The organism is Pseudomonas sp. NFACC04-2 (assembly GCF_900119265.1).
GTDB lineage: Bacteria > Pseudomonadota > Gammaproteobacteria > Pseudomonadales > Pseudomonadaceae > Aquipseudomonas > Aquipseudomonas fluorescens_AA.
In genome coordinates this window covers 32,737-58,749 of sequence record NZ_FPJC01000007.1, presented here as the reverse complement: position 1 = coordinate 58,749, position 26,013 = coordinate 32,737, and the positions used below count along the sequence as shown (strand labels likewise).

Genomic DNA, 26,013 nt, shown 5'->3' with positions numbered 1-26,013 from the left:
GGAGCGTTAGATGCAGGCAACACGTTGGGCGCAAGGCTGGATGGCCTTTGGCTTGTTATGGTTCTTGCTGGCGATAGCCCTGGCACCGACCAACAAAGTGTATCAACAAGGATTGGTTGCCTTTGTCTGGTTGCCGGCGATCATCTTCGCCTGGCCGGCTCGTCAACGACTGCTGGAGTTGTGGCGCGCACAATGGTTGATCTACGTGGCGTTGCTTGCGCTGATGGCTTGGGCGTTGATCACGCTGTACTGGGCCGACGCGGCGGAGCCGGCCCGCGAGGCCAAGCGACTGCTGTATATCCTGGTATTTCTCATATTTTTCCCGATTTTCGCCGACGGCCAGCCCGAACGGCTGATTCGCATCATGCAATGGGGGGGGCTGGGGCTGGCGCTGACGGCGCTGATGGCAATCGTTCGTTTCTACGGTATGGCAAACAATCCATGGGATGCGCGCCTGGAAGGGTTGGGGGAGCTGTCCCATCCAATCCTCGGTGGCTACGTGATCGGCCTGGCGGCGATCTGGATGCTGCATTGGATACCGCGTCACCGCGGCCTGCAAGTGCTTTGGGCGCTGGCCCTGGCGCTGCTGGGGATCTTCGTGGTGGCGAGCCAGAGTCGCGGCGCTGCGCTGGCCTTGCTGCTCAGCGTATTGGCCATGCCGATCTATTGCCGGGACCAGCGGGTCCGGATTATCGCCGCCACGACCCTGGTGCTGGCCATGCTGACCTTCTGGTTGCTTGAGCCGTTGCTCATGGCGCGCGGTGCTTCCTATCGACCCGAGATTTTCATGTCGAGCCTGCACATGATTGCCGAGCGCCCATGGGGTGGTCTTGGCGTGGCGGCCGACTATCGGGTTATCATCCACGGCCTCAAGTTCGATCACGCCCACAATCTGTTCAGCCATGTCGCCATTCAACTCGGGCTGCCTGGGCTGCTGCTGTGGTGCATTGTCTGGTTCGGGGTGTTGCGCGAAGCCTGGCGCGCCCGGGAAAGCCTGCTGGGCCGTGGCATGCTCGGCATGTGGGTGTTTTCGTTCCTGGCGATGCAGTTCGACGCCGCGAGCCTGACCGGAACCCCCCGCGCCGAATGGTTCATTACCTGGCTGCCGATTGGCCTGGCCAGCGTTTTGACCTGGGCGCAGGCCAATGCCGGTGGCTGTGATAAAATTCCGCGTTCTTCCTAACCAGTGAGCCCGACGATGAGTGACGCACCGCCCAAAGCGGAACAGGATTCCAGCCTGAAGATCTATTTTCGGTTGCTGGGATACGTCAAACCCTACGCGGGCATTTTTCTGCTGAGTATCCTGGGTTTCGTGATATTTGCTTCGACCCAGCCCATGCTGGCCGGGATTCTCAAATATTTCGTCGATGGCTTGAGCAACCCCGATGCGGTGCTCTTTCCCAACGTGCCGTACCTCAAGGACTTGAAACTGCTGATGGCGGTGCCGCTGCTGATCATTCTGATCGCTGCCTGGCAGGGCCTGGGGTCGTTCCTGGGCAACTATTACCTGGCCAGGGTTTCCCTGGGGCTGGTGCATGACCTGCGGGTCGAGTTGTTCAAGAAATTGCTGGTGTTGCCCAATCGCTACTTCGACACCCATAACTCCGGCCACCTGATCTCCCGGATCACCTTCAACGTGACCATGGTCACCGGTGCGGCCACCGATGCCATCAAGGTGGTGATCCGCGAAGGTCTCACCGTGGTGTTCCTCTTCGCCTACCTGGTGTGGATGAACTGGAAGCTGACCCTGGTGATGTTGGCGATCCTGCCGCTGATCGCGGTCATGGTCAGCAGTACCAGCAAGAAATTCCGCAAGCAGAGCAAAAAGATCCAGGTGGCCATGGGCGACGTGACTCACGTTGCCTCCGAGACCATCCAGGGCTACCGCGTGGTGCGCAGCTTCGGCGGTGAAGCCTATGAAGAGCAGCGCTTTACCAACGCCAGCCAGGGCAACACCGACAAGCAATTGCGCATGACGCGTACCGGCGCGGTCTATACGCCGATGCTGCAACTGGTGATCTACACCGCCATGGCGGCCCTGATGTTCCTGGTGCTGTTCCTGCGCGGTGACGCGACGGCCGGTGACCTGGTGGCCTACATCACGGCTGCTGGCTTGCTGCCCAAGCCGATTCGCCAACTCTCGGAAGTCAGCTCCACCATCCAGAAAGGCGTGGCCGGTGCCGAGAGTATCTTCGAGCAACTGGATGTCGAACCGGAGGTCGACGGGGGGACGGTCGAGCAGGAGCGGGTCAGCGGTCGTCTCGACGTGCGCAACCTGAGTTTCACCTACCCCGGCGCTGAGCGCGAGGTGCTCAAGGACATCAGTTTCACCGCGGCACCCGGGCAGATGATTGCGCTGGTGGGCCGTTCGGGCAGCGGCAAGTCGACCCTGGCGAGCCTTATCCCGCGCTTTTATCACCATGAGGTCGGCCAGATCCTGCTCGATGACGTGGAAATCGAAGACTACCGCCTGCGTAACCTGCGTCGTCATGTCGCCCAGGTGACCCAGCATGTCACCCTGTTCAACGACACGGTGGCCAACAATATCGCCTACGGCGATCTGGCCGGTGCTCCGCGGGCCGACATTGAAAAGGCCGCCCGGGATGCCTATGCGATGGACTTCATCGAGCAGTTGCCCAATGGCCTGGACACCGAGGTGGGCGAAAACGGCGTGCTGTTGTCCGGCGGCCAACGCCAGCGCCTGGCCATTGCCAGGGCATTGTTGAAGAACGCGCCGCTGCTGATCCTCGACGAAGCCACCTCGGCGCTGGACACCGAGTCCGAGCGGCATATCCAGGCCGCGCTGGACCAAGTCATGAAAGGCCGTACGACCCTGGTCATCGCTCACCGGTTGTCGACCATCGAAAAGGCCGACCTGATCCTGGTGATGGACCAGGGCCGGATCGTCGAACGGGGGACCCATGACGAGCTCTTGGCGCAGAACGGCTACTACGCACGTCTTCATGCCATGGGGCTGGACGCTCCCGCCCAGAATATCGCCTGAGTTCGGACCCCAGGCTGTGAGCCGGCCTGTTTCTCTCGGCCGGCTTCGCTCCCATCTGGTGTTGGACACACATGTTGCATGCACCTGAGAACCACTGTGGGAGCGAGCTTGCTCGCGATAGCGGTGTGTCCGGACCAGTGATGTTGAACGTGCCGGTACCATCGCGAGCAAGCTCGCTCCCACTGAGTTTGTATCTAAAACTTTACCTGCGTTGACCAATCCACAATAAATCCGCGACCCGTGACTGCTAAGGTCTGGCTACAGGACTTTCCTGAGCCCACTTCAGTCATCGAGGGGCTCATCCCTTCCGCGTGGGTGTTTGAATGCTGCAACGCTATCTCTGGAAGCTGCTGCCCAAGTCACAGCGCTCCTTTCTGTTGGGGCGTCTGTCGGTTGTCGACCGACAGGTCGTGAACAAGTCGATGTCGGCCAATTACCGTTTTCCCGATGCCTTTGCCCAGCGCGCCTGCCTGTTCATCCACGTGCCCAAATGCGCCGGCAGCAGTGTTTGCGTGGGGCTTTTTGATGGCTATAGTCCGGGCCACTTGCCGCTGTATTGGTACGAAGAGCAGTTTGCGCAGCAGTACGCCGCCAGTTTCAAATTTGCCTTTGTTCGCGACCCGCTGGAGCGTGCTTATTCAGCCTATGCTTTCCTGCGGGGCAACACGTTGGGCGCGCGCGACCAGGCGGCGCAGAAAATGGTGTGCCAATACCGGGACTTCGATGATTTCGTCGCGCGATGGCTGCACCCGGAGAACATCACCCGGCAATTGCATTTCGCTGCCCAGACGGATTTCCTCATCGATTCTCTCGGCCACCTGGCGATGGACTTCATCGGCTACCAGGAATACCTGGACCGGGACTATCAGCGAGTGTGCGAACACCTGGGGATGGTCGCGAGGTTGCCCCATGTGAACCACAGCTGGCAGCGCACCACGATGCCGGTCAGGGACATGTGCTCAGTACGGACCCGTCGACTGGTGCGGCGGGTGTACCAACGTGATTACGAGATGCTTGGTTATGAATGAAACGTCAAACGTACCGATGCAGCAGCCGCAGATTCGTCCTTATGCACAGGCGCTCACGCCGGCGGACCGGGCGGCCATCAAAGCCCAGCGGCCGCGCTGCATCTGGCTGACAGGACTGTCGGGGGCGGGCAAGTCGACCCTGGCCAATGCCTTGGAAGTGCAGCTCAACCAGCAGGGCTTGCACACCTCCCTGCTCGATGGTGACAACCTGCGCCAGGGGTTGTGCCGGGGGCTGGGCATGGATGCCGAGTCCCGCAAGGAAAATATCCGCCGCATTGCCGAGGTCGCGCGCCTGATGGTCGATGCCGGTCTGATCGTCATCGTTGCGGCCATCTCACCGTTTCGTGCCGACCGGGAAGCTGCCAGGCAGTTGTTTCCCGAGGGCACCTTCGTGGAGGTTTATGTGAGTACACCCTTTGACGTCTGCGCCCAGCGTGATCCCAAGGGGTTGTACCGCGAGGCCCGTGCCGGGCGGATCAAGAACTTCACCGGGCTCGACAGCCCCTACGAAGCGCCGCTTGCGCCGGACTGCGCGATCGATACCAGCGAGGTGGAGTTGGCCCAGGCCTGTACGCGGCTATCGGCGCTACTGCAAATCTGATGGGACAAACGTCCTGGCTTCGCGTTGCAGCCATGGACAAGCCTTCGCCAACCCTGTGCTAATATCGCGGCCCTGTTCATTTTGTATGTGGGATGCTCCATGAAGTTGTCCATGCCGCGATTCGATCAAGCCCCTGTATTGGTGGTCGGCGATGTCATGCTCGACCGCTACTGGCATGGCGGTACCTCACGGATTTCCCCTGAGGCGCCGGTACCGGTGGTCAAGGTCGAGCACATCGAGGATCGCCCCGGCGGTGCCGCCAACGTTGCCCTGAACATCGCTGCCCTCGGCGCACCGGCCTCCCTGGTGGGTGTGACCGGCGACGACGAGGCCGCCGACAGCCTGACCAACAGCCTCAAGGGCGCGGGTGTTCGTGCGATATTCCAGCGCGTCGCGCACCAGCCGACCATCGTCAAGCTGCGGGTCATGAGCCGTCACCAGCAACTGCTGCGAATCGATTTCGAAGAGCCTTTCGCCACCGACCCCCTGGCCCTCGGTGCCGAGGTCGACAACTTGCTCGAAGGCGTCAAGGTCCTGGTGTTGTCGGACTATGGCAAAGGCGCGTTGAAGAACCACCAGGCATTGATCCAGGCCGCTCGTGCCCGTGGCATTCCGGTCCTGGCCGATCCCAAGGGCAAGGATTTTTCCATCTACCGTGGCGCCAGCCTGATCACGCCGAACCTCAGCGAATTCGAAACCATCGTCGGCGGTTGCGTCGATGAACACGAATTGGTGAGCAAAGGCGCGCAGCTGATGCAAGACCTCGACCTGGGCGCCTTGCTGGTGACCCGTGGCGAGCACGGCATGACCTTGCTGCGCCCCGGTCACCCTGCGTTGCACCTGCCGGCCCGTGCCCGTGAAGTGTTCGACGTGACGGGGGCCGGCGACACGGTGATTTCCACCCTGGCCGCGGCGATCGCTGCCGGCGAGGAACTGCCCCATGCGGTCGCCCTGGCTAACCTGGCGGCGGGCATTGTCGTCGGCAAGCTCGGCACGGCAGCCATCAGCGCCCCCGAGCTGCGCCGCGCCATCCAGCGCGAGGAAGGCTCCGAGCGGGGCGTGCTGGGTCTGGAGCAACTGCTGCTGGCCGTTGACGACGCCCGTGCCCACAACGAGAGCATCGTCTTCACCAACGGTTGCTTCGACATCCTGCACGCTGGCCATGTGACCTACCTCGAGCAGGCCAGGGCCCAGGGTGATCGCCTGATCGTCGCGGTCAATGACGATGCCTCCGTGAGCCGTCTCAAAGGGCCGGGCCGTCCGATCAACAGCGTCGACCGTCGCATGGCGGTCCTGGCCGGCCTGGGCGCGGTGGACTGGGTGATCAGCTTCAGCGAGGGCACGCCGGAAAACCTGCTGCGTCAGGTCAAGCCGGATGTGCTGGTCAAGGGCGGTGACTACGGGATCGACCAAGTCGTCGGCGCCGACATTGTCGCGGCCTACGGCGGTACCGTGAAGGTGTTGGGGCTGGTGGAAAACAGCTCGACGACGGCGATCGTGGAGAAGATCCGCAACAACTGATGCGTCAGGCAAAAGCGCGGAACCTGTGGGAGCGAGCTTGCTCGCGATAGCGGTGTATCAGCCTAATCGAGGCTGAATGATCCAACGCAATCGCGAGCAAGCTCGCTCCCACTGGACCCATTGTCCAGCCAGAAAATGGGCATCAGGCCTAACGAGCCACCTTGCGCGGCACGATCTTCTTGAGCAACTGCCGGGCCTTGCCCTTGAGTCGGGTCAGGCCCGATTCCTTGCCCGGTGGTGTCAGCCCTTGCTGGCGAAGCCAGTCCTTCCAGCGAATCCGCTCGTCACGCACCAGCCAGCCGTCCTGCCGGGCGAAACTTTCCGCCAGGTACAGCCCCCGGGTGCTGGCCGGGTACAGCTGATCCTTTTTCAAGGTATACAGCTCGGGCAAGGGTTGCCCGTCCTGCAGCGGCATCAGGTACAGGTCGGGTCGCTTGCGGTCCAGGCGTGCCACCAACTGGTCGCCCTCCAGGCGCTCATCGACGTGAAACAGGCTCAGGGACTTGGCTTCCTTGGGCACGTCCAGGCGCAAGTCATAGATCAATTGCAGGGATGCCGTCGGCAGGTGCACATAGGCCCGTGGCCGTTCGATCAGTTGCAGGTTGGCGCTACGCACCGGGCGGGCCGAGCCCGACAGGGGCGTCAGGCGAAACGGCAAGGCCTCGCGGTAGTGCAAGGCCGTGGCGTAGGGGGCTGGCAGCCAGGTGTCGTTGAAGCGCCCGCCCAGCCAGCCTTCAGGGGTTTCCAACAGGCATTCTTCGGCGATCTCGCTGATGGCGGTGAGCAGCGGCAGGTTCAGTTCGTGGGCCGGGACGTAGCCGGAAATCAGCTTGAGCACCACATCGCCGCGATCTTGCCGACGCTGGCGCACCAGCACCCAATAGTCGCGGTTCTGCCAATGCAAGGTCAGGCGCACCGAAACGCCCAGGTTGGCCAGTTCCAAGGAAAAACGCTCGGGATCGGCCACCGCGACAGGGCGTCGGCGCTGCAAGGTCTGGGCGAAATTCAGCGGCATCCCGACACTCTGGTAAGTCAGGCCTTCGGGGGTCGCTTCGACGAAGAGGGGCAGGGTCTTGAAGTTACTCGGATTCTTTCTGATGAGCGTACGCGGCATGTCGGCTCCTTCCTTAAGGCCGCGTAGGGCGGCGTCAGTGTTTACGCAGGACCGTGGCTACGGTCGCGACGTTATGGGCGAGGTGCAGCGGATTGATGGTGCCGACAATAGCACTGGCGACCCCAGGATGCTCAAACAACAGTTCGAAACTGGCACGAACCGGGTCTACCCCGGGGCTCAGGCAGGCGTGGCCGCTGGCCAGGGCCTTTTTCACCAGGATCGCTTTGCCGTGCTCGTTGGCGTAGTCAATGACCGTCTTTTCGTTTCGTTCGTTCAGATTGTAGGTGACCATCGCGCAATCGCCTTGCTCCAAGGCCTTCAAGCCGCCGTCGACGGTCTTGCCGGAAAAGCCGAAGCCGCCGATCTTGCCTTCGCGCTTGAGCGCCGCCAGGGTCGGGTAGACCTCGCTGTCGTTGAGGATCGCCAGGTCATTGCCGTCGGAATGCACCAGGACCAGGTCGATATAGTCGGTTTCCAGGCGCTTGAGGCTGCGTTCCACCGAGAATCGGGTATGGGCGGCACTGAAGTCGTGGCGTGACTGGCCGTCACTGAATTCTTCGCCGACCTTGCTGACAATCACCCAGTCGTGACGTTGGCCGCGCAGCAGCGGACCGAGGCGTTCTTCGCTGCGGCCATAGGCCGGTGCAGTGTCGATCAGGTTTATCCCCAGGTCGCGCGCGAGTTTGAGCAACATGCGCGCTTCGTCGTCATCGGGAATCTGAAAGCCGTTGGGGTATTTGACGCCCTGGTCGCGGCCCAGCTTGACGGTGCCCAGGCCCAGGGGGGAAACCCGCGGGCCGTCATGGCCCAGAGGGCGAAAGAGGTCATGCAGGGTCGCTTGGCTCATGGCAGCAGTTGCTCCCAGGCAGGTACGCCCATGGGCGGCTTCGGCAGGTCCGGCAGCGGCGCCGGGTGACTGGGCTGGATGCCATCGCGCTGCAGCGCGTTGACCACCCGATCGGCGAAGTCCGGGGCCAGGGCCAGTTTGGTCGGCCAGCCCACCAGCAGGCGATCCTGCTCGGCGAGGAAGGCGTTATCCGGGCGGGTCAGGCCCGACTGCAACGGTTCGGCGCGGTCAACCCGCAACGTGGCCCATTGCGCGGTGCTGAGGTCGATCCACGGCAGCAATTGGCCAAGTTCTTTCTGCGCGACGGCGATCTGCTCGGCGGGCTCGCGGGCGATGGCATCGCCTTCGGCGAGGTCGCCCCCCAGGTACCAGACCCATTGGCCGTTGGCGGCCGGGTGGGTGGTCACGGTGACGCGTGGCTTCGGCCCGCCGCCCAGGCAGTGGGCGTAAAGCGGCTTGAGGCTCGGCCCCTTGGCCAGGACCATGTGCAACGGCCGGGTCTGCATGGCCGGTTTGTCCAGGCCCAGGGCTTTGAGCAGGTCAGCGGTGCCCGCGCCCGCGCTGAGGATAATGCGCTGGGCCCGAATCTCACGGTCGTCGACCTTCAGCCCGATCCATTCACCTGCTTCGCGCAGTGGCTCGATGCGCTGCCCGGCCAGCAGGCTGTCGCCGGCCAGTTCCGCCAGGCGCTCGATCAGGCTGGGAACATCCACCACCAACTCGGCCAGGCGGTAGACCTTGCCCTTGAAGCGCTTGTCTTGCAGGGCCGGCGGCAATTGGTCGCCCTTGACCTGGTCGACCCGTCCGCGCACGGCCTTGCTGGCGAAGAAACTGGTGAGGTTGCCGGCCAGGGTGCCGGGGGACCAGAGGTAATGGGCATCGGACAGCATGCGCACGCCGGACAGGTCCAGTTCACCGTCACCCTTCAGGGCTTCGCGCCAGCGGCGCGGCATGTCGGCGATGGCTTCCGAGGCGCCGGTCAGGGCGCCATGCAAGGCATATTTGGCGCCGCCATGGATGATGCCCTGGGATTTGACACTCTGCCCGCCACCGAGGCTGGCACTTTCCACCAGCACGGTTGAAAACCCCAGGCGGCGCAAGCGCGCGTTCAGCCAGAGGCCGGCGACTCCGGCGCCGACAATCAGAATGTCGGTGGAAATAACGGATGGCATGCAGCGACCTCAGTGTTCAAGACGAGGGCGCAGTATACAGACTCGATGGGGATGGGATTTTGTTGGTGATCAATCGCGATGTCGATAAACCTGTGGCGAGGGAGCTTGCTCCCGCTTGGGTGCGAAGCGCCCATGGAAAGTGGGGGTTGCTGCGCGACCCAGCGGGAGCAAGCTCCCTCGCCACAAAAGTATTCCAGTTTAATGATCAGGTGTTTTCAGTGCCCGGCGGTCTTGGAGAACAGCTGGATCACCACCACCCCCAACACAATCAGCGCCATCCCCAGCATCGCTGGCACGTCCAGTTTCTGCCCGTAGATGAACAGCGCCGCCACGCTGACCATGACGATCCCCAGTCCGGCCCAGACCGCATAGGCCACGCCCACCGGTACGGTGCGCACCACCAGCGTCAGCATCCAGAACGCGGTGCCATAGCCGACAATGACCAGCAGCAGGGGCAGGGGTGTGCTCAGGCCCTTGATCGCTTTCATCGAAACAGTGGCAATCACTTCGGCGCAGATGGCGATGGCCAGATAGTAGTAGGCGTTCATGGGCGGTTCCTCTTTGACGGTGGCGTCTTTCGATGGCGTAATTCTAGAGATCGCCCAGATGCGGTAAAGTCATTACCTATCTGCAATGGAGATAGGTTGAGCCATGAACGTACAGTGGAACCTGGAGCAACTGCGGCTGTTTGTCGGGGTCGCCGAGAAACGTTCGTTTTCCGCCGTAGCCCGGGACCAGCGCAAGGCGCAATCGGCCATCAGCAGTGCGATTGCCTTGCTGGAAGACGACTTGGGGGTGAGCCTGTTCGAGCGCAGCAGCGGCCGTCAGCCCAGGCTCACCGACGCGGGTGAAGCCCTGCTCGAAGAAGCCAGGGAAGTGCTGCGTCAATGCGAGCGCCTCAACGGTCGGGCCCTGGCCTTGATGCGTGGGCAGGAAGCGTCGCTGCGTCTGGCCCAGGATGAAGCCATGCCTTATCAACCGGTCATCGACAGTCTGGCAGCCCTGGCCGAGCAATTTCCTACCCTCGAAGTGCAACTGGCCAGCGCCGCCCAGGGCGACGTGGCGCGCAAACTGGTGGAGCGGCGCGCCGATCTCGGTTTGCTGTTCTATCACGACCAGATCCCCGAAGCGCTGGAGCGCCGGGTACTGGGCAGCGTCGAAATGGTCACGGTGTGCGGTCGGGATCATCCCCTGGCGAACCATGATTATGTGACCTGCCGGGAAATGGCCCGACACCGCCAGTTGTTGATGGCGACCCAGTCCAGCGTCTATCCCGGCAGCGAGCAGGCCAGCCCGCAGGTCTGGCGGGCCGACAGCTTCTATGTGTTGGCCGAATGGCTGAGGAGTGGCCTGGGCTGGGCCTGGTTGCCACGACATGTGGTGCAGTACCCGGCGTACCTGGGGGACATGGTCGAACTCAGCAGCGAATGGACCCCGCCGGCCCTGGTGGTGGAACTGGTCTGGCGCCGCGACGAACCCCTCGGGCCGGCGGCCCGTTGGCTGGCGGAACGTTTTGCCGTGCAGTTGCAGGCGATCGGCTGAAAAACCGATAAACTCCGCCGCCATGAACAGAACTCTCTATAGCGCGTTGTTTTATCTGGGGCTGCCACTGGTAGCGATTCGGCTGTGGTTGCGGGCCCGCAAGGCGCCAGCGTATGCCCGGCGCATCGGCGAGCGATTCTCCTGGGGACTGCCGGTCATGGTGCCGGGGGGGATCTGGGTGCACGCGGTGTCGGTGGGCGAGAGCATTGCCGCCGCGCCGATGATCCGCGCCTTGCTGCAACGTTATCCACAGCTGCCGATCACCGTCACCTGCATGACGCCCACCGGGTCGGAGCGGATCCAGGCGATGTTCGCCAGCGAGCCACGCATCCAGCATTGCTATTTGCCTTACGACTTGCCCTGCGCCGCCAAGCGTTTTCTCGACCGGGTTCGCCCGTCCCTGGCGGTGATCATGGAAACCGAGCTGTGGCCCAATCATATTCACCAATGCGCCAGGCGCGGCATACCCGTGGCCCTGGCCAATGCGCGGTTGTCGGAGCGTTCGGCCCGGGGTTATGCACGCTTTCCCAAGCTCACCCGGCCCATGCTCGCCGAGATGAGCCTGTTCGCCGTGCAGACAGAAGCCGAAGCCGAGCGTTTTCGTCAATTGGGCGCCCGGGCGGCAACCGTCGAGGTCACCGGCTCCATCAAGTTCGACCTGACCATCGACCCGCAACTGCTCGAAGACGCCAGCGCCTTGCGCCGCCAGTGGCAGGCAACCGAGCGCCCGGTGTGGATCGCCGCCAGCACCCATGAAGGTGAAGACGAAGTGGTACTCGCTGCCCACCGTCGGTTGCTCGACAGTTATCCCGATGCGTTGCTGATCCTGGTGCCGCGTCATCCCGAGCGCTTCGACTCGGTGCACCGGTTGTGTGAAAACGAAGGTCTGGTCACGGTGCGGCGCTCCAGCGGCCAGCCGGTTACCGCACAGGCTTCGGTGTTGCTCGGCGACACTATGGGCGAGCTGCTGTTTCTCTACGCGTTGGCCGACAGCGCGTTTGTCGGTGGCAGCCTCGTGCCCAACGGTGGGCACAATCTGCTCGAACCGGCGGCCCTGGCGAAACCGGTGCTCAGTGGGCCGCACCTGTTCAACTTTCTCGAAATCGCCGCGCAATTGCGTGCTGCCGGAGCGCTGGCGGAAGTGGAAGATGCCGAAAGCCTGGCCCTGGCGGTGCAGCGTCTGTTCGAACTGCCCCGCGACGCCCAGCGCATGGCCGAGGCCGGGCTGAAGGTGATGCGCACCAACCAGGGCGCGTTGCAGCGGTTGCTGGAGGGGTTGGGGCGGTTGCTCGCCAGTCGGTGATCTTTGCCCTTGTGGGAACCGCTGTTGTGGCGAGGGAGCTTGCTCCCGCTTGGGTGCGAAGCGCCCACTAGAAATGGGACCGCTTCGCGATCCAGCGGGAGCAAGCTCCCTCGCCACAAAGGTATCGTCGTTATTGCGCCGGCCGCGAGCGCAACTGCTGCGAGGCTGCCTGGGCCAGGTCCGGCGGCAGGAAGTCGCGGTCGGGGTTGTAGTCGGGCTTGAGGTAGCGCGACAGGTCCTGCAGGTCCGCCGGGCTCAACGTCCCGGCCGCTTGCTTCAGACGCAGGTTGTCGAGGATGTAGTCGTAGCGGGCGTTGTTGTAGTTGCGCACCGAGGTGTACAGCTGCCGCTGGGCATCGAGCACATCGACGATGTTGCGGGTGCCCACCTGATAGCCGATTTCCGTGGCTTCCACCGCGCTCTGGTTGGAGATGATCGACTGGCGCCGGGCCTGGACCTGCTCCACATCCGTGTTCACGGCGCGGTGCAGGTTACGGGTGTTCTCCACCACCTGGCGGCGCAGGCCTTCGCGTTGCTGTTCGGTCTGGGTGAGCTGCGAGTAGGACTCGCGCACCTGGGAACTGGTCAGCCCGCCGCTGAAAATCGGTATGTTCAATTGCAGGGCCAGCGTGCGTTGCTCTACGTCGCCGCTGTAGGCGCGACCGAATGCGTTCGGGTTGCTGAAGCCCAGGGCGTCGTTGTCACCTTTTTCGTATCTCGCCACGGCGTCCAGGGTCGGCGCGTGCCCGGCCTTGCGCTGGCGCAGAGTGTCTTCGGCGGCATCGACCGCGTAGTTGCTGGCCAGCAGGTTGAGGTTCTGCTTGGCCGCGGTGTCGACCCAGGCCTTGGCATCGTTCGGCGTCGGCGGCAGGATCGGCAGGGTGTGGACGATGCCTTGGAGCGAGTTGTACTGACGGTTGGTCAGGGTGATCAGCGCTTCGAACGCGTCCTCGACCTGGCGCTGGGCGAGGATCCGGTTGGCGCGTGCGGTGTCGTAGCTGGCCTGTGATTGCAGCACGTCGGTCTTGTCCGACAGGCCGACGTCGAAGCGTTCGTTGGACTGGTCGAGTTGGCGCTTGAAGGCGGCCTCCTCGGCCTTGGTCGAAGCCAGGTTGTCCTGGCTGCGCAGTACGTTGAAATAGCTCTCGGCGCTTTGCAGGATCATGTTCTGCTCGGTGGCCGACAGTTGCAGCGCGGCCTGTTCATTCACCGACTTGGCGGCCTGGAACTGGAACCAGCGATCGGCACGGAACAAGGGTTGGGACAGCGTGGCCTGGTAGGAGCGGGCACTACGGCTGGCGACTGCGGCAGGCTGGTCGATATCGGTGCGCACATTGGCGACTTCCGCACCGCCGGACAGGTTCGGCAACAACCCGGCGCGGGCCTGGGGCACTACCTCCTTCTGGGCACCATACTGGGCGCGGGCAGCGGCCAGGTCGGCGTTGTTGTCCACCGCTTCCTGATAGACGCTCACCAGATCGGTTTTGGTGGTCAGGGGCGCTTCGGCAGCCCAGGCCATTCCGTTGGACGCACAAGACACGGCGAGGGCCAGTGAAAGTTTGCGCAGCATGAGGCGATCCCTACTTCTCGAATGTTTGCGCACAAGAGGCGCGGCGTAGCGAGTGTAGTTGCGCCCGCGCACGGCAACAATCCTGTATATGTGCCATTCATCACGCCTTTTGCCCGGGCGATAGCGTTCTGTGGTGGTTGTGTCTAGACTGGCCGGGTTCTTGTCGGGGTGCCTTGCTATGAGGCTGAGATCGAATAATTTCGGATCCCGTTGAACCTGATCAGGTTAACGCCTGCGTAGGGAACAAGATTTCTCGTCACCCGGCGAGTCCTCTTGTGCTTCGTCCGGGATGTCGTTCGACCATTGAACGCACTCGAGCAGCAAGCACAGCATCCGCACTTTCGTGCTGGGTGCGTCCATTCGCTACAGGTTCGCTCCGACAAAAATCCACTGCCTGGATGTGTGTCTGGAGAGCCCGTGATGACGACAAAAGCAAAAAGCGCGACCAACCTCAGTGATTCGGCCAAGGTCGATGAGCAATCGGTCCAGCCCTTTACCCGCTCGCAAAAAATCTATGTCCAGGGCAGCCGCCCGGATATCCGCGTGCCCATGCGCGAAATCAGCCTCGACGTGACCCCCACCGACTTCGGCGGTGAAATCAACGCGCCGGTGGTGGTGTACGACACGTCGGGTCCGTACACCGACCCGAACGTGATCATCGACGTGCGCAAAGGCCTGGCCGACGTACGCTCTTCGTGGATCGAAGCCCGTGGCGACACCGAGCGCCTGGCGGGCCTGAGTTCCAACTTCGGTCAGGAACGCCTGGCCGACCCCGAGCTGACCAAGCTACGCTTCGCCCACGTGAACAACCCCCGTCGTGCCAAGCCGGGCGCCAACGTCAGCCAGATGCACTACGCGCGCAAAGGCATCATCACCGCCGAGATGGAGTACGTCGCCATCCGCGAAAACATGAAGCTGGAAGTGGCCCGCGCCGCTGGCCTGCTGGACCAGCAACACGCCGGCCACAGCTTCGGCGCCAGCGTGCCGAAAGTCATCACCCCGGAATTCGTGCGTGACGAAATCGCTCGGGGTCGCGCGATCATCCCGGCCAACATTAACCACACCGAACTGGAACCGATGATCATCGGCCGTAACTTCCTGGTGAAGATCAACGGCAACATCGGCAACAGCGCGCTGGGTTCGTCCATCGAAGAAGAAGTGGCGAAACTGACCTGGGGCATCCGCTGGGGTTCGGACACGGTCATGGACCTGTCCACCGGCAAGCACATCCATGAAACCCGCGAGTGGATCATCCGCAACTCGCCCGTGCCGATCGGCACCGTGCCGATCTACCAGGCCCTGGAAAAAGTCGGCGGCGTGGCCGAAGACCTGACTTGGGAGCTGTTCCGCGACACGTTGATCGAGCAGGCCGAGCAGGGCGTCGACTACTTCACCATCCACGCTGGCGTGTTGCTGCGCTATGTGCCGATGACCGCCAAGCGCGTCACCGGGATCGTCAGCCGTGGCGGTTCGATCATGGCCAAGTGGTGCCTTGCGCACCATAAAGAAAACTTCCTCTACACCCACTTCGAAGACATCTGCGAAATCATGAAGGCCTACGACGTCAGCTTCTCGCTGGGCGATGGCCTGCGTCCGGGCTCGATTGCCGACGCCAACGACGAAGCGCAGTTCGGCGAGCTCGAAACCCTCGGCGAGCTGACCAAGATCGCCTGGAAGCACGATGTGCAATGCATGATCGAAGGCCCCGGCCACGTGCCGATGCAGTTGATCAAGGAGAACATGGACAAGCAGCTCGAGTGCTGCGACGAAGCGCCGTTCTACACCCTCGGCCCACTGACCACCGACATCGCGCCGGGTTATGACCACATCACCTCCGGTATCGGTGCGGCAATGATCGGCTGGTTCGGTTGCGCCATGCTCTGCTACGTCACGCCGAAGGAACACCTCGGCTTGCCGAACAAGGATGACGTGAAGACCGGGATCATCACCTACAAGATCGCCGCCCACGCGGCCGACCTTGCCAAGGGCCACCCGGGCGCGCAGATCCGTGACAACGCCTTGAGCAAGGCGCGTTTCGAGTTCCGCTGGGAAGACCAGTTCAACCTCGGCCTGGACCCGGACACCGCCCGTTCGTACCACGACGAAACCCTGCCGAAGGACTCGGCCAAGGTGGCGCATTTCTGCTCGATGTGCGGGCCGAAATTCTGCTCGATGAAAATCACCCAGGAAGTGCGCGAGTACGCGGCCAACCAGCGCATTGAAGCGGTGGATGTCGATGTCGCCCAGGGCTTGGCGGAGCAGGCGGAGCGGTTCAAGAAGGAAGGTAGTCAGCTTTACAAGAAAGTGTGATGTGAGCCCAAGGTGGCGGTGATTTCACCGCCGCCTTCGCGAGCAAGCCCGCTCCCACAGTAGATCGTTGGTGTACGCAGATTTTGTGTTCACAGCAGATCCATTGTGGGAGCGGGCTTGCTCGCGAAGGCGATCATCAGAACAACAAATATTCCTCTGAGATAACACTCTTGAACATCCAACCCAGCACCTACTCCCCAGACACCGCCGTGCCCCTGGACAAACGCGTCTTCGGCGCCCGCGATCTGTTTTCCCTGTGGTTCTCCCTCGGCATCGGCCTGATGGTCTTGCAGGTCGGTGCCTTGCTCGCGCCGGGCCTGGGCCTGAGCGGTTCGTTGCTGGCGATTTTCCTCGGCACACTGGTGGGCGTCCTGCTGCTGGCCGCCGTCGGCGTGATCGGCAGTGACACTGGCCTGTCGGCCATGGCCGCCCTCAAGCTCAGCCTCGGCACCCAGGGCGCGAGCGTGCCGGCGGTGTTGAACTTGCTGCAATTGATCGGCTGGGGCTCGTTCGAAATCATCGTCATGCGCGATGCCGCCAGCCTGCTCGGCGCGAGGGCTTTCAGTGAAGGCAGCCTGGGGGCGACCCCGTTGCTGTGGACGCTGTTCTTCGGCGCCCTGGCGACCCTGCTCGCCGTGAGTGGGCCGTTGACCTTCGTGCGCAAGGTCCTGCGCAAATGGGGCATCTGGCTGCTGCTGGCGGCCTGCCTCTGGTTGACCTGGAACCTGTTCGCCAAGGCTGACCTGGCGGCGCTGTGGGCCCAAGCGGGCGATGGTTCGATGCCGCTGGCGGTAGGGTTTGACATCGCCATTGCCATGCCGCTGTCGTGGTTGCCGCTGATCGCCGACTACTCACGTTTCGGCCAGCGCGCCAAAAATGTCTTTGGCGGCACTGCCGTGGGTTTCTTTATCGGTAATTTCTGGCTGATGAGCCTGGGCGTGGCCTACACCCTGGCGTTCGCGCCGAGCGGTGAAGTCAACGCGTTGCTGCTGGCCCTGGCCGGTGCCGGGCTAGGTATTCCGTTGTTGCTGATTCTGCTGGACGAGTCGGAAAACGCCTTCGCCGACATCCACTCGGCGGCAGTGTCCAGCGGCATGCTGTCGGGGTTGAAGGTCGAGCACCTGGCCTTGGCGATAGGCGTCATCTGCACTTTGATCGCCTGCTTCGCACCGTTGGCGCAATATCAGAACTTCCTGTTGCTGATCGGCTCGGTATTCGCGCCGCTGTTCGGCGTGGTGCTGGTGGACCACTTCATCCTGCGTAAACGCAGCAGCCAAGTGGTCTCAGCCGCGTTGCGCTGGCCGGCCCTGTTGGCGTGGCTGGGTGGGGTGAGCACTTATCATTTGCTGGCCAACCTCTATCCGGATGTCGGTGCAACCCTGCCGTCGCTGATTCTGGCAGGGTTGCTGCAACTGCTGTTGGGTCGGGCTTTCAGCTACGGCCGGGGAACAGCTCAGGCTTGAGGATGCCATTGAGGCGAGGATAGGCGATCTTCAGTTCGATGTGACCCAGGGCGTACGGCGCGATGGTGCTCACTTCGTACTTGAGGATCACCCCGCCGTAGGTCAGCGCCACGTGCGGGGTTTTCTGGAAGGACCACTGTTTCAGGAACTCGGGCTCCTGATCCAGCTTGGTGCTGATCAGCCAGCTGTTGTGGGCGACTTGCGCGGCTTTCCAGAAGGCTTCCTCCTGGCCTGGCAGCAGCATGTCCGACAGGGTCAGTACCTTGTGCTGCTGGCGCGAATAGTTGATGAAGCCGCGCCCTGGCGTGCCGTGGGCACCGCCGGTGTCCAGGTAGCTGGACAATTCGATGATCACCAGGCCGTCATGTTGCTCGCGTACCTTGGCCTGCAAATAGCTGCTGTTGCGCGGTGCGGCATTGCGCAAAAACTGTTCGCGATAGGCCGCCAGCGTCGGTGCCACCGGGGCGTCCGGGGTGCGGGTCATTTGTAACAGGCGTTTTTCGACGATGCCGTCCAAGGCTGGCTCGGTGGGAAAGTGCAGGGTATCGATGTTCACCAATGGGCAGTCGGCGCTGGCGCAGCCGGGTTGCAGTTGTTCCGAAGCGTCGCGGGTGGTCTCCAGCGGTGCGCGATAGTTGGGTTGGAACAGGCTTTGGCAAGCGCCCAGGGTCAGGGCAATGGCAGCCACGGAGGCGGTTTTGAAAAGCGACATGGGCGTCCTTCATGAAACACGGAAAGGCAAAAAGTTACCCGCTTCGACTGTCGGCAAGGCAATCAGTTCGCCACTAAGCTCATTAGAGTGATTTTCAGCGCAGCCGTCCATCCCGATCACCGGAAAGGGGCTGCATCAAAGGGGACGGGCGCGTTAGGATGGCGCGAAGCCGAGGTTGGAACCTCGTATTGATCCATTGCACACGAGGATTGTCATGACCGACTTCGCCAACGCCACACCGAACACCGTGGACATCGTCAAGCGTGAAACCTGCTTCAAGGGTTTCTATAAGCTTGACCGCCTGGTCTTGCGCCACGAGTTGTTTGCCGGTGGCATGAGCCGTGAGATCAGCCGTGAATTGTTCGTGCGCCATGACGCGGTGTGCGTGCTGCCCTACGACCCGCAGCGCGATGAAGTGGTGTTGATCGAGCAGTTTCGCGTGGGAGCCATTGGCAAGACCACCAACCCCTGGCTGGTGGAACTGGTGGCCGGCCTGATCGACAAGGATGAGCAACCGGAAGAAGTTGCTCATCGCGAAGCGCAGGAGGAAGCTGGGCTTGTCTTCGCTGCGCTTTGGCCGATGACTCAGTATTTTCCATCGCCGGGCGGCAGCAATGAATTCGTACATTTGTTCTTGGGGCGTTGCGACAGCACGGGGGCAGGCGGCCTGCATGGCCTTCTGGAAGAGGCCGAGGACATTCGGGTGAAGGTCTGGGCCTACGAAGATGCCTTGCAAGCCGTGCGCGACGGACGTATCTGCAACGCGGCCAGCATCATTGCCTTGCAATGGCTGGCCTTGAATCGCGATGAAGTGAGGGGGCTATGGTCCTGAACAAGCTGCGCGACCGCTATCGCGTCGATCTGGTGGGGTTGCAGGCCGCCTGCGAGGCCAATTACGCCCGTCTGATGCGCTTGTTGCCGGACATGCGCAACGACCCGTTGCCGCGCCGCATCGCCGTGACCCATGGCGACCAGATGCTCGGCGTACTGGCCCTGGAAGTGCTGCAGACCTGTCCCTACACCACCACCTTGCAGGTGCGCCAGGAACACAGCCTGCCCTGGTTGCCGGTGCCGCAGCTGGAGGTTCAGGTCTATCACGATGCGCGCATGGCCGAAGTCGTCAGCGCCGAACATGCACGGCGCTTTCGTGGCATCTATCCTTATCCCAATGCCTCGATGCACCAGCCGGATGAAAAGGCCCAGTTGAACCTGTTCCTGGGCGAGTGGCTGAGTCATTGCCTGGCGCTGGGCCACGAGTTCGAAGTCGTTCGGTAGTTGTGAACCGGTTCCGGTTCGCGGGTTTCCCCTTTCGATCGTCCCCCAGCATAATTGTCGCTTCATGCAACGGCGTGATTGCGCCTGGGAGAGAGCGATTTGCCGAGCGTATCCAGCTTGACCACTGCCGACGCGGCGTTGTTGGTCCAACTGTCCGATAGCCATTTGTTCGCCGAGGCCGATGCCTCGTTGCTGGGCATGAATACCCGTGACAGTTTGCGGGCGGTCATCGATCTGGTGCTCAAGCAGCAGCCGGACATTGACCTGATGCTCGCCACGGGGGACCTGTCCCAGGACGGCACGCTGGAGTCCTACGCGGCGTTTCGGCAGTTGACTGCCCGAATCGATGCGCCGGCCCGGTGGATTCCCGGAAACCATGACGAGCCGCGGGTGATGCTCGAGGCGGCGGTCAAGAGCACGTTGCTCGATCCGGTGGTGGACATCGGCAATTGGCGGGTGACGATGCTGGACTCGGCCGTGCCGGGGTCGGTGCCGGGGTTTTTGGCCGAGGAGCAGTTGATTCTGTTGGCCAATGCGTTGAGCGAGGCGCCGGAGCGGCATCATCTGGTGTGTCTGCACCATCATCCTGTTTCGATTGGGTGTGTGTGGATGGAGCCGATTGGGTTGCGTAATCCGGAGGCGTTGTTTGCGGTGCTGGACCGGTTTCCACAGGTGCGGGCGGTGTTGTGGGGGCATGTGCACCAGGAAGTCGATCAGGTGCGCGAGGGGGTTCGTTTGTTGGCTTCGCCTTCGACTTGTATTCAGTTTGAGCCGGGGAGTGAAGATTTTGCGGTGGGCTCGCAGGCGCCGGGGTATCGGTGGTTGCGGCTCTTGCCGGATGGGCGGTTGGAGACGGGGGTTGAGCGGGTGGTTGGATTTGCGTTTACCCCGGACTATGACTCAAACGGGTACTGAGTTCGGCCCAACTGTGGGAGCGAGCTTGCTCGCGATGGCGGTTGAGTACATATCCATTTCTGCGGTAACGGCTGCTGACGGTTCCGCTCTTACAGCGGCTCACTTTTGAGAAGCGCAAAAGTAAGCAAAACGCTTTATGCCCCACCACTCGGTGCCTCGCTTAGGCTCGGCATGCCCTCACTCCGGCATCCATGCCGGGATGCCCACTGCGCAATACCTGCGTTCGGCCAGCGTGGTCAACGGGGCGCCGAAATCAACGTCCATCGCGAGGCGGCCTTATAGCCGGCCTGGCTCTTTTGTCGTACTCCGATCCAATTGTGGGAGCGGGCTTGCTCGCGAAGATGGCCTGACAGCCGACCAGGGTTTGTGGGAATGGTCGGACACACTTTCTGATTCAAGTAGATTTTTCCGACGAGTTCTGGCGGTTGCCGGGTGGGAAGGGCCGTCGGTAACCTTTTTCCGTCGCTGCAAATTCAGCGGCCGGGCCTGGAAACCCGATGAGTAAAAGGCATATCAGCGAGTCCCGTGAGATACTGAGGCGCTTTGAGCGTTCAGTTCTGCGTTATGGCGGCTGTGCGCGGGAGACTTTCGAGTCTACCGGGATTGCCTTTTACCTCGGTTTTCCAGCCCGTGCATAGCTGCCACCCTCTCGCCTGGAAACGGGAGATGGCGGTTCCACTACGTAAAAGGAACTACATCATGTTCAAAGCCACACCCAATCCCCCCGAAACCGCTTCCTCATCAGCCCACGCAGGGCTCGATCCCCAAAAACTCGATGAAGCCGCCAAGCGCGTCATCGACCACTATCTCGACCCCAAACCTCAAGCCAAAAAGAAACAGCCCTCAGGTCAACTGTTCACCGTCGTGGACGGCGTCGACACCGAAAGCCTACTGGCCAACCTCAGCGAAACCCTGGCCTCAGCCGATGCCATGGCCAGCGACCTTGCCTTCGACCTGAAAGGCTCGCGACGCCATGTTGCCCTTGGCATTCAGCAACTGATCGAGCTGGGTGCCTTGTTGGCGAATCGGATGCTGGACAACGTCAATACACAACCCTGACCGCACCGCGCGCAAAAGCGAGCAAGCCCGCTCTCACTGGAGAAACGCGATCACCCAAAACCAGGCCGGCTATCAGGCCGCCTCGCGGAGGACGTTGATCTCGGCGCCCCGTTAACCACGCTGGCCGAACGCAGGCATTGTGGAGTGGGCATCCCGGCATGGATGCCGGGATAGCTGCGCTGGGCCATGGATGGCCCTTCGCAGCGGGCCCACGGTGAGGGCACACCGAGCCTAGGCAGGTGCCGAGTGGTGGGGCATGAGCGCTTTGGTTACTTTCGCGCTTTTCGAAAGTGACCCGCCGTCAGGGCGGAACCATAAGCCGCCGTTACCGCAGCAACGGATATGTACTCGGTCTATAAGAGAAGGGGCGGTTGCAAGGGGCGCTTCGCACCCCAGCGGGGATAAATCCCCTCGCCACAGGGTTTTGTGTTGTCTTGTATGAACAGATCACCCCCAAACCCCTGCAAACTCCCTGTAAACTCCGGCCTTTGCCCAACACCCAGGGAGTCGGCAATGGCGGGTTCTATCCTTTATATCCACGGCTTCAACAGCGCCCCAGCGTCGACCAAGGCCAGTCAGCTGATCAAAGTAATGGCGCAATTGGGCCTGAGCGACCACCTGCAAGTCCCAGCCCTGCACCACCACCCCCGCCAAGCCATCGGTCAGCTGGAACAGGCGATTGCACAACTGGGCCGACCGCTGCTAGTCGGCAGCTCGCTCGGCGGCTACTATGCGACTCACTTGGCCGAGCGCCACGGCCTCAAGGCCCTGCTGGTCAACCCGGCCGTCAGCCCGCATCGGATGTTCGACGGTTACCTGGGCACGCAGAAGAATTTGTACACCGACGAAACCTGGGAATTGACCCACGACCACGTGGCGGCCCTGGCCGAGCTGGAAGTGCCGGCGCCCCGGGATCCGCAGCGGTATCAGGTATGGTTGCAAACCGGTGACGAAACGCTGGATTATCGCCACGCCCAGCAGTATTACCGTGCCTGTGCCTTGCGCATCCAGGCCGGCGGCGACCACAGTTTCCAAGGGTTTGCCCAGCAGTTGCCGGCGCTGTTGAGTTTTGCCGGCATTGGCGCCGATTTGTACCAGGCGATCGACTTCACCTCGCTGTGAGCCATCGCCCCTTTTTCATTGAACACTGACGACGAGACCCCATGGCCACTCCCAGCGCTAGCTCTTATAACGCAGACGCCATCGAAGTCCTCTCGGGCCTCGACCCGGTGCGCAAGCGCCCCGGCATGTACACCGACACCAGTCGGCCGAACCACCTCGCCCAGGAAGTCATCGACAACAGTGTCGACGAAGCCTTGGCCGGGCATGCGAAGTCGGTGCAGGTCATCCTGCACGCCGATCACTCGCTGGAAGTCAGCGATGACGGCCGCGGCATGCCGGTGGACATACACCCTGAAGAGGGTGTGTCGGGTGTCGAGCTGATCCTCACCAAGCTCCACGCCGGCGGCAAGTTTTCCAACAAGAACTACCAGTTCTCCGGCGGTCTGCACGGGGTGGGTATTTCCGTGGTCAACGCCTTGTCGACTCAGGTGCGGGTGCGGGTCAAGCGTGACGGCAACGAATACCAGATGACCTTTGCCGATGGCTACAAGGCCACCGAGCTGGAAGTGGTCGGCACCGTCGGCAAGCGCAACACCGGGACCAGCGTGTATTTTGCCCCGGACCCGAAATATTTCGATTCACCGAAGTTTTCCGTCAGCCGCCTCAAGCACGTGCTCAAGGCCAAGGCCGTGTTGTGCCCGGGGCTGCTGGTCAGTTTCGAAGACAAGGCCACCGGCGAGAAAGTCGAATGGCATTACGAAGACGGCCTGCGCTCTTACCTGGTGGACGCGGTCAACGATTTCGAGCGCCTGCCCAACGAGCCGTTCTGCGGCAGCCTGGCCGGTAATAAGGAAGCGGTGGACTGGGCGTTGTTGTGGCTGCCCGAAGGTGGTGAAAGCGTCCAGGAAAGCTACGTCAACCTGATCCCTACGGCCCAGGGCGGCACCCATGTCAACGGCTTGCGCCAGGGCCTGCTCGATGCCATGCGCGAGTTCTGCGAGTTCCGCAACCTGCTGCCCCGTGGCGTGAAGCTGGCGCCGGAAGACGTTTGGGAACGCATTGCCTTTGTCCTGTCGATGAAGATGCAGGAACCGCAATTCTCCGGCCAGACCAAGGAACGCCTGTCGTCCCGCGAGGCGGCGGCGTTTGTTTCCGGTGTGGTCAAGGACGCGTTCAGCCTGTGGCTCAATGCCAACCCGGAAACCGGCCTGGCCCTGGCGGAGTTGGCGATCAACAACGCCGGTCGTCGTCTCAAGGCCAGCAAGAAGGTCGAACGCAAGCGCATCACCCAAGGGCCGGCCTTGCCAGGCAAGCTGGCCGATTGCGCCGGGCAGGACCCGATGCGTTCCGAGCTGTTCCTGGTGGAAGGTGATTCCGCCGGTGGTTCGGCCAAGCAGGCGCGGGACAAGGAGTTCCAGGCGATCCTGCCGCTGCGGGGCAAGATCCTCAACACCTGGGAGGTGGACGGTAGCGAAGTGTTGGCCAGCCAGGAAGTGCATAACATCGCCGTCGCCATCGGCGTCGACCCGGGCGCCGAGGACATGAGCCAGCTGCGCTACGGCAAGATCTGCATCCTGGCCGACGCCGACTCCGACGGCTTGCACATCGCCACGTTGCTCTGCGCCTTGTTCGTCCAGCATTTCCGCCCCTTGGTGGACGCCGGTCACGTCTACGTGGCGATGCCGCCGCTGTACCGCATCGACCTGGGCAAGGAAATCTATTACGCCCTGGACGAAGCCGAGCGCGACGGCATTCTGGATCGCCTGGTGGCCGAGAAGAAACGTGGCAAGCCGCAGGTTACCCGATTCAAGGGCCTGGGCGAGATGAACCCGCCGCAGTTGCGCGAAACCACCATGGATCCGAACACTCGCCGCCTGGTGCAGTTGACCCTGGATGATTTCGAAGCGACCTCGGAAATGATGGACATGTTGCTGGCGAAGAAACGTGCCGGCGATCGCAAGACCTGGCTCGAATCCAAAGGGGACCTGGCCGAGGTGCTGGCCTGATGCGCAACGGTTTCGCCCTGGCGTTGTGGCTGTGGGCGGGGGCGGTAGTCGCAGGACCTGCGCCGGAACTGAAGTTGCTGTCCGAGCACGCCGTCGATGGCATGCGCGGCGGCAACCTGTCCGGGTTGGCGCTGTGCGGCGGCGAGATGTGGACGGTGTCCGATCGCGACGATGACCGGATCTATCGCCTCGCCCCATCCGAGGCGCCGGTCTGGCAGGCCGAGGTGGTTGAAATCGAGGTGCCGAAGGTGCCGGACAGCGGTTTGCCCTGGGGCCTGCGTTCCCGGACCTGGGCGGCGTCGTTCCTGCGTGGTGGCGAATTGGATTTCGAGGGCATCAGTTGCGACAGCGCTGGCAATCGCTATGTGGTCAGCGAGTCTCATGCCGCGGTGTTGCAAGTGTCGCCCTCGGGAGACGCATCCTGGTTGAAAATCGCCCCGACTCTGATCCGTCAGGCCCGGGGCAGCGGCATGTTGTTGCATTTCAACGCCTTGTTCGAAGGCCTGGCGATCAACCCGGCTGGCGATCAGCTGTGGCTGGCGGCGGAGCGCGAGCGTCGCGGTCTGTTGCAGATCAAGCGCCAGCAGACCGTGTGGGACTGCGATGGCAATTGCGTGTTGCTGAGCGAAGCCGGGCTGGAGATGCAGCCGGCGCAGTTCCCCAAGGCCAAGGCGGTTTCGCGGGATTTCGCTGACCTGTCATTGTTCAATGGCAAGCTGTTTACCCTGGAACGCAACGCCTATCAGATCTGCCGGCGTGACCCGCGGACTGCCCAGGTCGAGCGTTGCTGGTCGTTCGCCGCCGAGGCGTTGCAGGATAACCGCCGTTATCCCCAGGCCTATGGGCTGGCCGAAGCGCTGGTGGTGGATGCCGAGGGGGCCTGGATCGGCCTGGACAACAACGATGGCGCGCGGGCCGATGGTGAGCAGCGGCCAATCGTCTGGCGTTTCGCTGCGCCGGACGGTGGCTGGAGTGCCTCGCCGTGAGCCAGCAGTTGCCGGGCAAGCGCGCCGGCCGGGTGCTGATGATCCTGGCCTGGTGCGCCGCGCTGTTTCTGGCGACGCGGTTTTTTGCCCAATGGGAGCAGCGCCAGCAAAACCCCAATACCCAGGTGTACTCGCAAAAAGGTGAAGGTTTTATCGAGGTGAAGCTGGTCGGCAATCAACAGGGGCATTTCGTCGCCAGCGGCCAGATCAACGGCCAGCCGGTGGACTTCATGCTCGACACCGGTGCCACTGACGTGGCGATTCCGATGGAGCTGGCCGAGCGCCTCAAGCTGGAAAAAGGGTTCGGCGTGACCTTGAGCACCGCCAACGGTGTGAGCGAGGGCTACCGTACCCGCGTCGACCGGCTGCAATTGGGCGACATCGTTTTGCGCGATGTTCGTGCCCTGGTGGCGCCCGGCCTCGGTGGCACCCAAGTGCTGCTGGGCATGAGCGCCCTGAACAAACTTGAATTTACCCAGCGCGACGGCACCATGCTGCTGCGCCAGACAACGAACTGATGAGG

General features: G+C 62.4%; 23 protein-coding genes and 1 riboswitch. Of the genes, 17 read left to right on the top strand and 6 right to left on the bottom strand.

The window, feature by feature from the left end; all coding sequences use genetic code 11:
- Positions 1 to 10 precede the first annotated feature (10 nt).
- The 5 genes from BT125_RS12020 to hldE all read left to right on the top strand — a co-directional run bounded on the left by BT125_RS12020 (position 11) and on the right by hldE (position 6,154).
- The gene (locus BT125_RS12020; RefSeq protein WP_072407161.1) at positions 11 to 1,183 is read left to right on the top strand and encodes an O-antigen ligase family protein; all 1,173 of its coding nucleotides are present in this window, start codon (positions 11 to 13) and stop codon (positions 1,181 to 1,183) included.
- A gap of 15 nt (positions 1,184 to 1,198) precedes the next feature.
- Positions 1,199 to 3,004, top strand: a complete 1,806-nt coding sequence (gene msbA, locus BT125_RS12015; RefSeq protein WP_072407158.1) for a lipid A export permease/ATP-binding protein MsbA — start codon at positions 1,199 to 1,201, stop codon at positions 3,002 to 3,004.
- Between the two features lie 323 nt (positions 3,005 to 3,327).
- Complete coding sequence (locus tag BT125_RS12010) at positions 3,328 to 4,032, top strand: sulfotransferase family 2 domain-containing protein (protein ID WP_072407155.1); 705 nt, start codon at positions 3,328 to 3,330, stop codon at positions 4,030 to 4,032.
- Positions 4,025 to 4,633 (top strand): adenylyl-sulfate kinase, encoded by a 609-nt coding sequence (gene cysC, locus BT125_RS12005; protein ID WP_072407153.1) that lies wholly within the window; start codon positions 4,025 to 4,027, stop codon positions 4,631 to 4,633. The genes BT125_RS12010 and cysC overlap by 8 nt, the downstream gene beginning before the upstream one ends.
- A 99-nt stretch (positions 4,634 to 4,732) precedes the next feature.
- On the top strand, positions 4,733 to 6,154 hold the full coding sequence (hldE, locus tag BT125_RS12000) for a bifunctional D-glycero-beta-D-manno-heptose-7-phosphate kinase/D-glycero-beta-D-manno-heptose 1-phosphate adenylyltransferase HldE (RefSeq protein WP_072407151.1): 1,422 nt from the start codon (positions 4,733 to 4,735) through the stop codon (positions 6,152 to 6,154).
- 148 nt (positions 6,155 to 6,302) lie between these two features.
- On the opposite strand, the gene BT125_RS11995 is transcribed toward hldE, so the two are convergent.
- The 4 genes from BT125_RS11995 to BT125_RS11980 all read right to left on the bottom strand — a co-directional run bounded on the left by BT125_RS11995 (position 6,303) and on the right by BT125_RS11980 (position 9,835).
- Entirely contained in the window at positions 6,303 to 7,268 is a 966-nt protein-coding gene (locus tag BT125_RS11995; protein ID WP_072407149.1) for a metal ABC transporter ATPase, read from the bottom strand.
- 34 nt (positions 7,269 to 7,302) lie between these two features.
- A complete protein-coding gene (locus BT125_RS11990) occupies positions 7,303 to 8,115 on the bottom strand; it encodes an aldo/keto reductase (RefSeq protein ID WP_072407147.1) in 813 nt (270 codons plus the stop codon).
- A complete protein-coding gene (locus tag BT125_RS11985) occupies positions 8,112 to 9,287 on the bottom strand; it encodes an NAD(P)/FAD-dependent oxidoreductase (RefSeq protein WP_072407145.1) in 1,176 nt (391 codons plus the stop codon). Before BT125_RS11985 ends, BT125_RS11990 begins: the two co-directional genes overlap by 4 nt.
- Positions 9,288 to 9,502: 215 nt before the next feature.
- Positions 9,503 to 9,835 carry a DMT family transporter gene (locus BT125_RS11980; protein WP_003197153.1) on the bottom strand — a complete coding sequence of 111 codons (333 nt, stop codon included), beginning with the start codon at positions 9,833 to 9,835 and terminating at the stop codon, positions 9,503 to 9,505.
- A 103-nt stretch (positions 9,836 to 9,938) separates the two neighbouring features.
- Here BT125_RS11980 and BT125_RS11975 point away from each other — a divergent pair, with 103 nt between their 5' ends.
- On the top strand, positions 9,939 to 10,829 hold the full coding sequence (locus BT125_RS11975) for a LysR family transcriptional regulator (protein WP_072407143.1): 891 nt from the start codon (positions 9,939 to 9,941) through the stop codon (positions 10,827 to 10,829).
- A gap of 22 nt (positions 10,830 to 10,851) precedes the next feature.
- On the top strand, positions 10,852 to 12,132 hold the full coding sequence (waaA, locus tag BT125_RS11970) for a lipid IV(A) 3-deoxy-D-manno-octulosonic acid transferase (RefSeq protein WP_072407141.1): 1,281 nt from the start codon (positions 10,852 to 10,854) through the stop codon (positions 12,130 to 12,132).
- Between the two features lie 130 nt (positions 12,133 to 12,262).
- Here the strand turns inward: waaA and BT125_RS11965 are convergent, their stop codons facing one another.
- Positions 12,263 to 13,702 (bottom strand): TolC family outer membrane protein, encoded by a 1,440-nt coding sequence (locus BT125_RS11965; RefSeq protein WP_072407139.1) that lies wholly within the window; start codon positions 13,700 to 13,702, stop codon positions 12,263 to 12,265.
- Positions 13,703 to 13,856: 154 nt separating this feature from the next.
- A riboswitch (TPP riboswitch) is annotated at positions 13,857 to 13,962 on the top strand.
- A gap of 160 nt (positions 13,963 to 14,122) precedes the next feature.
- On the opposite strand from BT125_RS11965, the gene thiC reads away from it, so the two are divergent.
- Together thiC and cytX are read left to right on the top strand one after the other, a co-directional pair.
- Positions 14,123 to 16,012 carry a phosphomethylpyrimidine synthase ThiC gene (gene thiC / locus BT125_RS11960; RefSeq protein WP_072407137.1) on the top strand — a complete coding sequence of 630 codons (1,890 nt, stop codon included), beginning with the start codon at positions 14,123 to 14,125 and terminating at the stop codon, positions 16,010 to 16,012.
- Positions 16,013 to 16,182: 170 nt separating this feature from the next.
- Positions 16,183 to 17,475: a putative hydroxymethylpyrimidine transporter CytX gene (cytX, locus tag BT125_RS11955; RefSeq protein ID WP_072407135.1), complete on the top strand. Its 1,293-nt coding sequence runs from the start codon at positions 16,183 to 16,185 to the stop codon at positions 17,473 to 17,475.
- On the opposite strand, the gene BT125_RS11950 is transcribed toward cytX, so the two are convergent.
- Positions 17,444 to 18,187 (bottom strand): DUF3298 domain-containing protein, encoded by a 744-nt coding sequence (locus BT125_RS11950; RefSeq protein WP_060739446.1) that lies wholly within the window; start codon positions 18,185 to 18,187, stop codon positions 17,444 to 17,446. The two genes, cytX and BT125_RS11950, sit on opposite strands and share 32 nt — an antisense overlap.
- Positions 18,188 to 18,401: 214 nt before the next feature.
- On the opposite strand from BT125_RS11950, the gene BT125_RS11945 reads away from it, so the two are divergent.
- From BT125_RS11945 to BT125_RS11910, 8 genes are all read left to right on the top strand, one after another.
- Positions 18,402 to 19,019, top strand: a complete 618-nt coding sequence (locus BT125_RS11945) for an NUDIX domain-containing protein (RefSeq protein ID WP_072407133.1) — start codon at positions 18,402 to 18,404, stop codon at positions 19,017 to 19,019.
- Positions 19,010 to 19,462: a DUF1249 domain-containing protein gene (locus BT125_RS11940; RefSeq protein ID WP_024618006.1), complete on the top strand. Its 453-nt coding sequence runs from the start codon at positions 19,010 to 19,012 to the stop codon at positions 19,460 to 19,462. The genes BT125_RS11945 and BT125_RS11940 overlap by 10 nt, the downstream gene beginning before the upstream one ends.
- Positions 19,463 to 19,561: 99 nt before the next feature.
- The gene (gene cpdA / locus BT125_RS11935) at positions 19,562 to 20,377 is read left to right on the top strand and encodes a 3',5'-cyclic-AMP phosphodiesterase (RefSeq protein ID WP_072407131.1); all 816 of its coding nucleotides are present in this window, start codon (positions 19,562 to 19,564) and stop codon (positions 20,375 to 20,377) included.
- 699 nt (positions 20,378 to 21,076) lie between these two features.
- The gene (locus tag BT125_RS11930) at positions 21,077 to 21,436 is read left to right on the top strand and encodes a DUF6124 family protein (protein ID WP_072407129.1); all 360 of its coding nucleotides are present in this window, start codon (positions 21,077 to 21,079) and stop codon (positions 21,434 to 21,436) included.
- A gap of 513 nt (positions 21,437 to 21,949) precedes the next feature.
- Positions 21,950 to 22,558 carry a YqiA/YcfP family alpha/beta fold hydrolase gene (locus BT125_RS11925; RefSeq protein WP_072407127.1) on the top strand — a complete coding sequence of 203 codons (609 nt, stop codon included), beginning with the start codon at positions 21,950 to 21,952 and terminating at the stop codon, positions 22,556 to 22,558.
- 41 nt (positions 22,559 to 22,599) lie between these two features.
- Entirely contained in the window at positions 22,600 to 24,504 is a 1,905-nt protein-coding gene (gene parE, locus BT125_RS11920; RefSeq protein ID WP_072407125.1) for a DNA topoisomerase IV subunit B, read from the top strand.
- On the top strand, positions 24,504 to 25,490 hold the full coding sequence (locus BT125_RS11915) for an esterase-like activity of phytase family protein (protein ID WP_072407123.1): 987 nt from the start codon (positions 24,504 to 24,506) through the stop codon (positions 25,488 to 25,490). The genes parE and BT125_RS11915 overlap by 1 nt, the downstream gene beginning before the upstream one ends.
- Entirely contained in the window at positions 25,487 to 26,008 is a 522-nt protein-coding gene (locus BT125_RS11910) for a retropepsin-like aspartic protease family protein (RefSeq protein ID WP_072407120.1), read from the top strand. Before BT125_RS11915 ends, BT125_RS11910 begins: the two co-directional genes overlap by 4 nt.
- Positions 26,009 to 26,013 lie beyond the last annotated feature (5 nt).

What these genes read in the sequence shown, in the direction of transcription:
- BT125_RS11930 (WP_072407129.1), top strand. Translation starts at nt 21,077, where the DNA reads ATGTTCAAAGCCACACCCAATCCCCCCGAAACCGCTTCCTCATCAGCC.
- BT125_RS11945 (WP_072407133.1), top strand. Translation starts at nt 18,402, where the DNA reads ATGACCGACTTCGCCAACGCCACACCGAACACCGTGGACATCGTCAAG.
- BT125_RS11950 (WP_060739446.1), bottom strand. Translation starts at nt 18,187, where the DNA reads ATGTCGCTTTTCAAAACCGCCTCCGTGGCTGCCATTGCCCTGACCCTG.
- BT125_RS11985 (WP_072407145.1), bottom strand. Translation starts at nt 9,287, where the DNA reads ATGCCATCCGTTATTTCCACCGACATTCTGATTGTCGGCGCCGGAGTC.
- BT125_RS11995 (WP_072407149.1), bottom strand. Translation starts at nt 7,268, where the DNA reads ATGCCGCGTACGCTCATCAGAAAGAATCCGAGTAACTTCAAGACCCTG.
- BT125_RS11915 (WP_072407123.1), top strand. Translation starts at nt 24,504, where the DNA reads ATGCGCAACGGTTTCGCCCTGGCGTTGTGGCTGTGGGCGGGGGCGGTA.
- BT125_RS12010 (WP_072407155.1), top strand. Translation starts at nt 3,328, where the DNA reads ATGCTGCAACGCTATCTCTGGAAGCTGCTGCCCAAGTCACAGCGCTCC.
- cysC (WP_072407153.1), top strand. Translation starts at nt 4,025, where the DNA reads ATGAATGAAACGTCAAACGTACCGATGCAGCAGCCGCAGATTCGTCCT.
- BT125_RS11940 (WP_024618006.1), top strand. Translation starts at nt 19,010, where the DNA reads ATGGTCCTGAACAAGCTGCGCGACCGCTATCGCGTCGATCTGGTGGGG.
- thiC (WP_072407137.1), top strand. Translation starts at nt 14,123, where the DNA reads ATGACGACAAAAGCAAAAAGCGCGACCAACCTCAGTGATTCGGCCAAG.
- BT125_RS11990 (WP_072407147.1), bottom strand. Translation starts at nt 8,115, where the DNA reads ATGAGCCAAGCGACCCTGCATGACCTCTTTCGCCCTCTGGGCCATGAC.
- parE (WP_072407125.1), top strand. Translation starts at nt 22,600, where the DNA reads ATGGCCACTCCCAGCGCTAGCTCTTATAACGCAGACGCCATCGAAGTC.
- waaA (WP_072407141.1), top strand. Translation starts at nt 10,852, where the DNA reads ATGAACAGAACTCTCTATAGCGCGTTGTTTTATCTGGGGCTGCCACTG.
- hldE (WP_072407151.1), top strand. Translation starts at nt 4,733, where the DNA reads ATGAAGTTGTCCATGCCGCGATTCGATCAAGCCCCTGTATTGGTGGTC.
- BT125_RS11980 (WP_003197153.1), bottom strand. Translation starts at nt 9,835, where the DNA reads ATGAACGCCTACTACTATCTGGCCATCGCCATCTGCGCCGAAGTGATT.
- BT125_RS12020 (WP_072407161.1), top strand. Translation starts at nt 11, where the DNA reads ATGCAGGCAACACGTTGGGCGCAAGGCTGGATGGCCTTTGGCTTGTTA.
- BT125_RS11975 (WP_072407143.1), top strand. Translation starts at nt 9,939, where the DNA reads ATGAACGTACAGTGGAACCTGGAGCAACTGCGGCTGTTTGTCGGGGTC.
- msbA (WP_072407158.1), top strand. Translation starts at nt 1,199, where the DNA reads ATGAGTGACGCACCGCCCAAAGCGGAACAGGATTCCAGCCTGAAGATC.
- BT125_RS11965 (WP_072407139.1), bottom strand. Translation starts at nt 13,702, where the DNA reads ATGCTGCGCAAACTTTCACTGGCCCTCGCCGTGTCTTGTGCGTCCAAC.
- BT125_RS11925 (WP_072407127.1), top strand. Translation starts at nt 21,950, where the DNA reads ATGGCGGGTTCTATCCTTTATATCCACGGCTTCAACAGCGCCCCAGCG.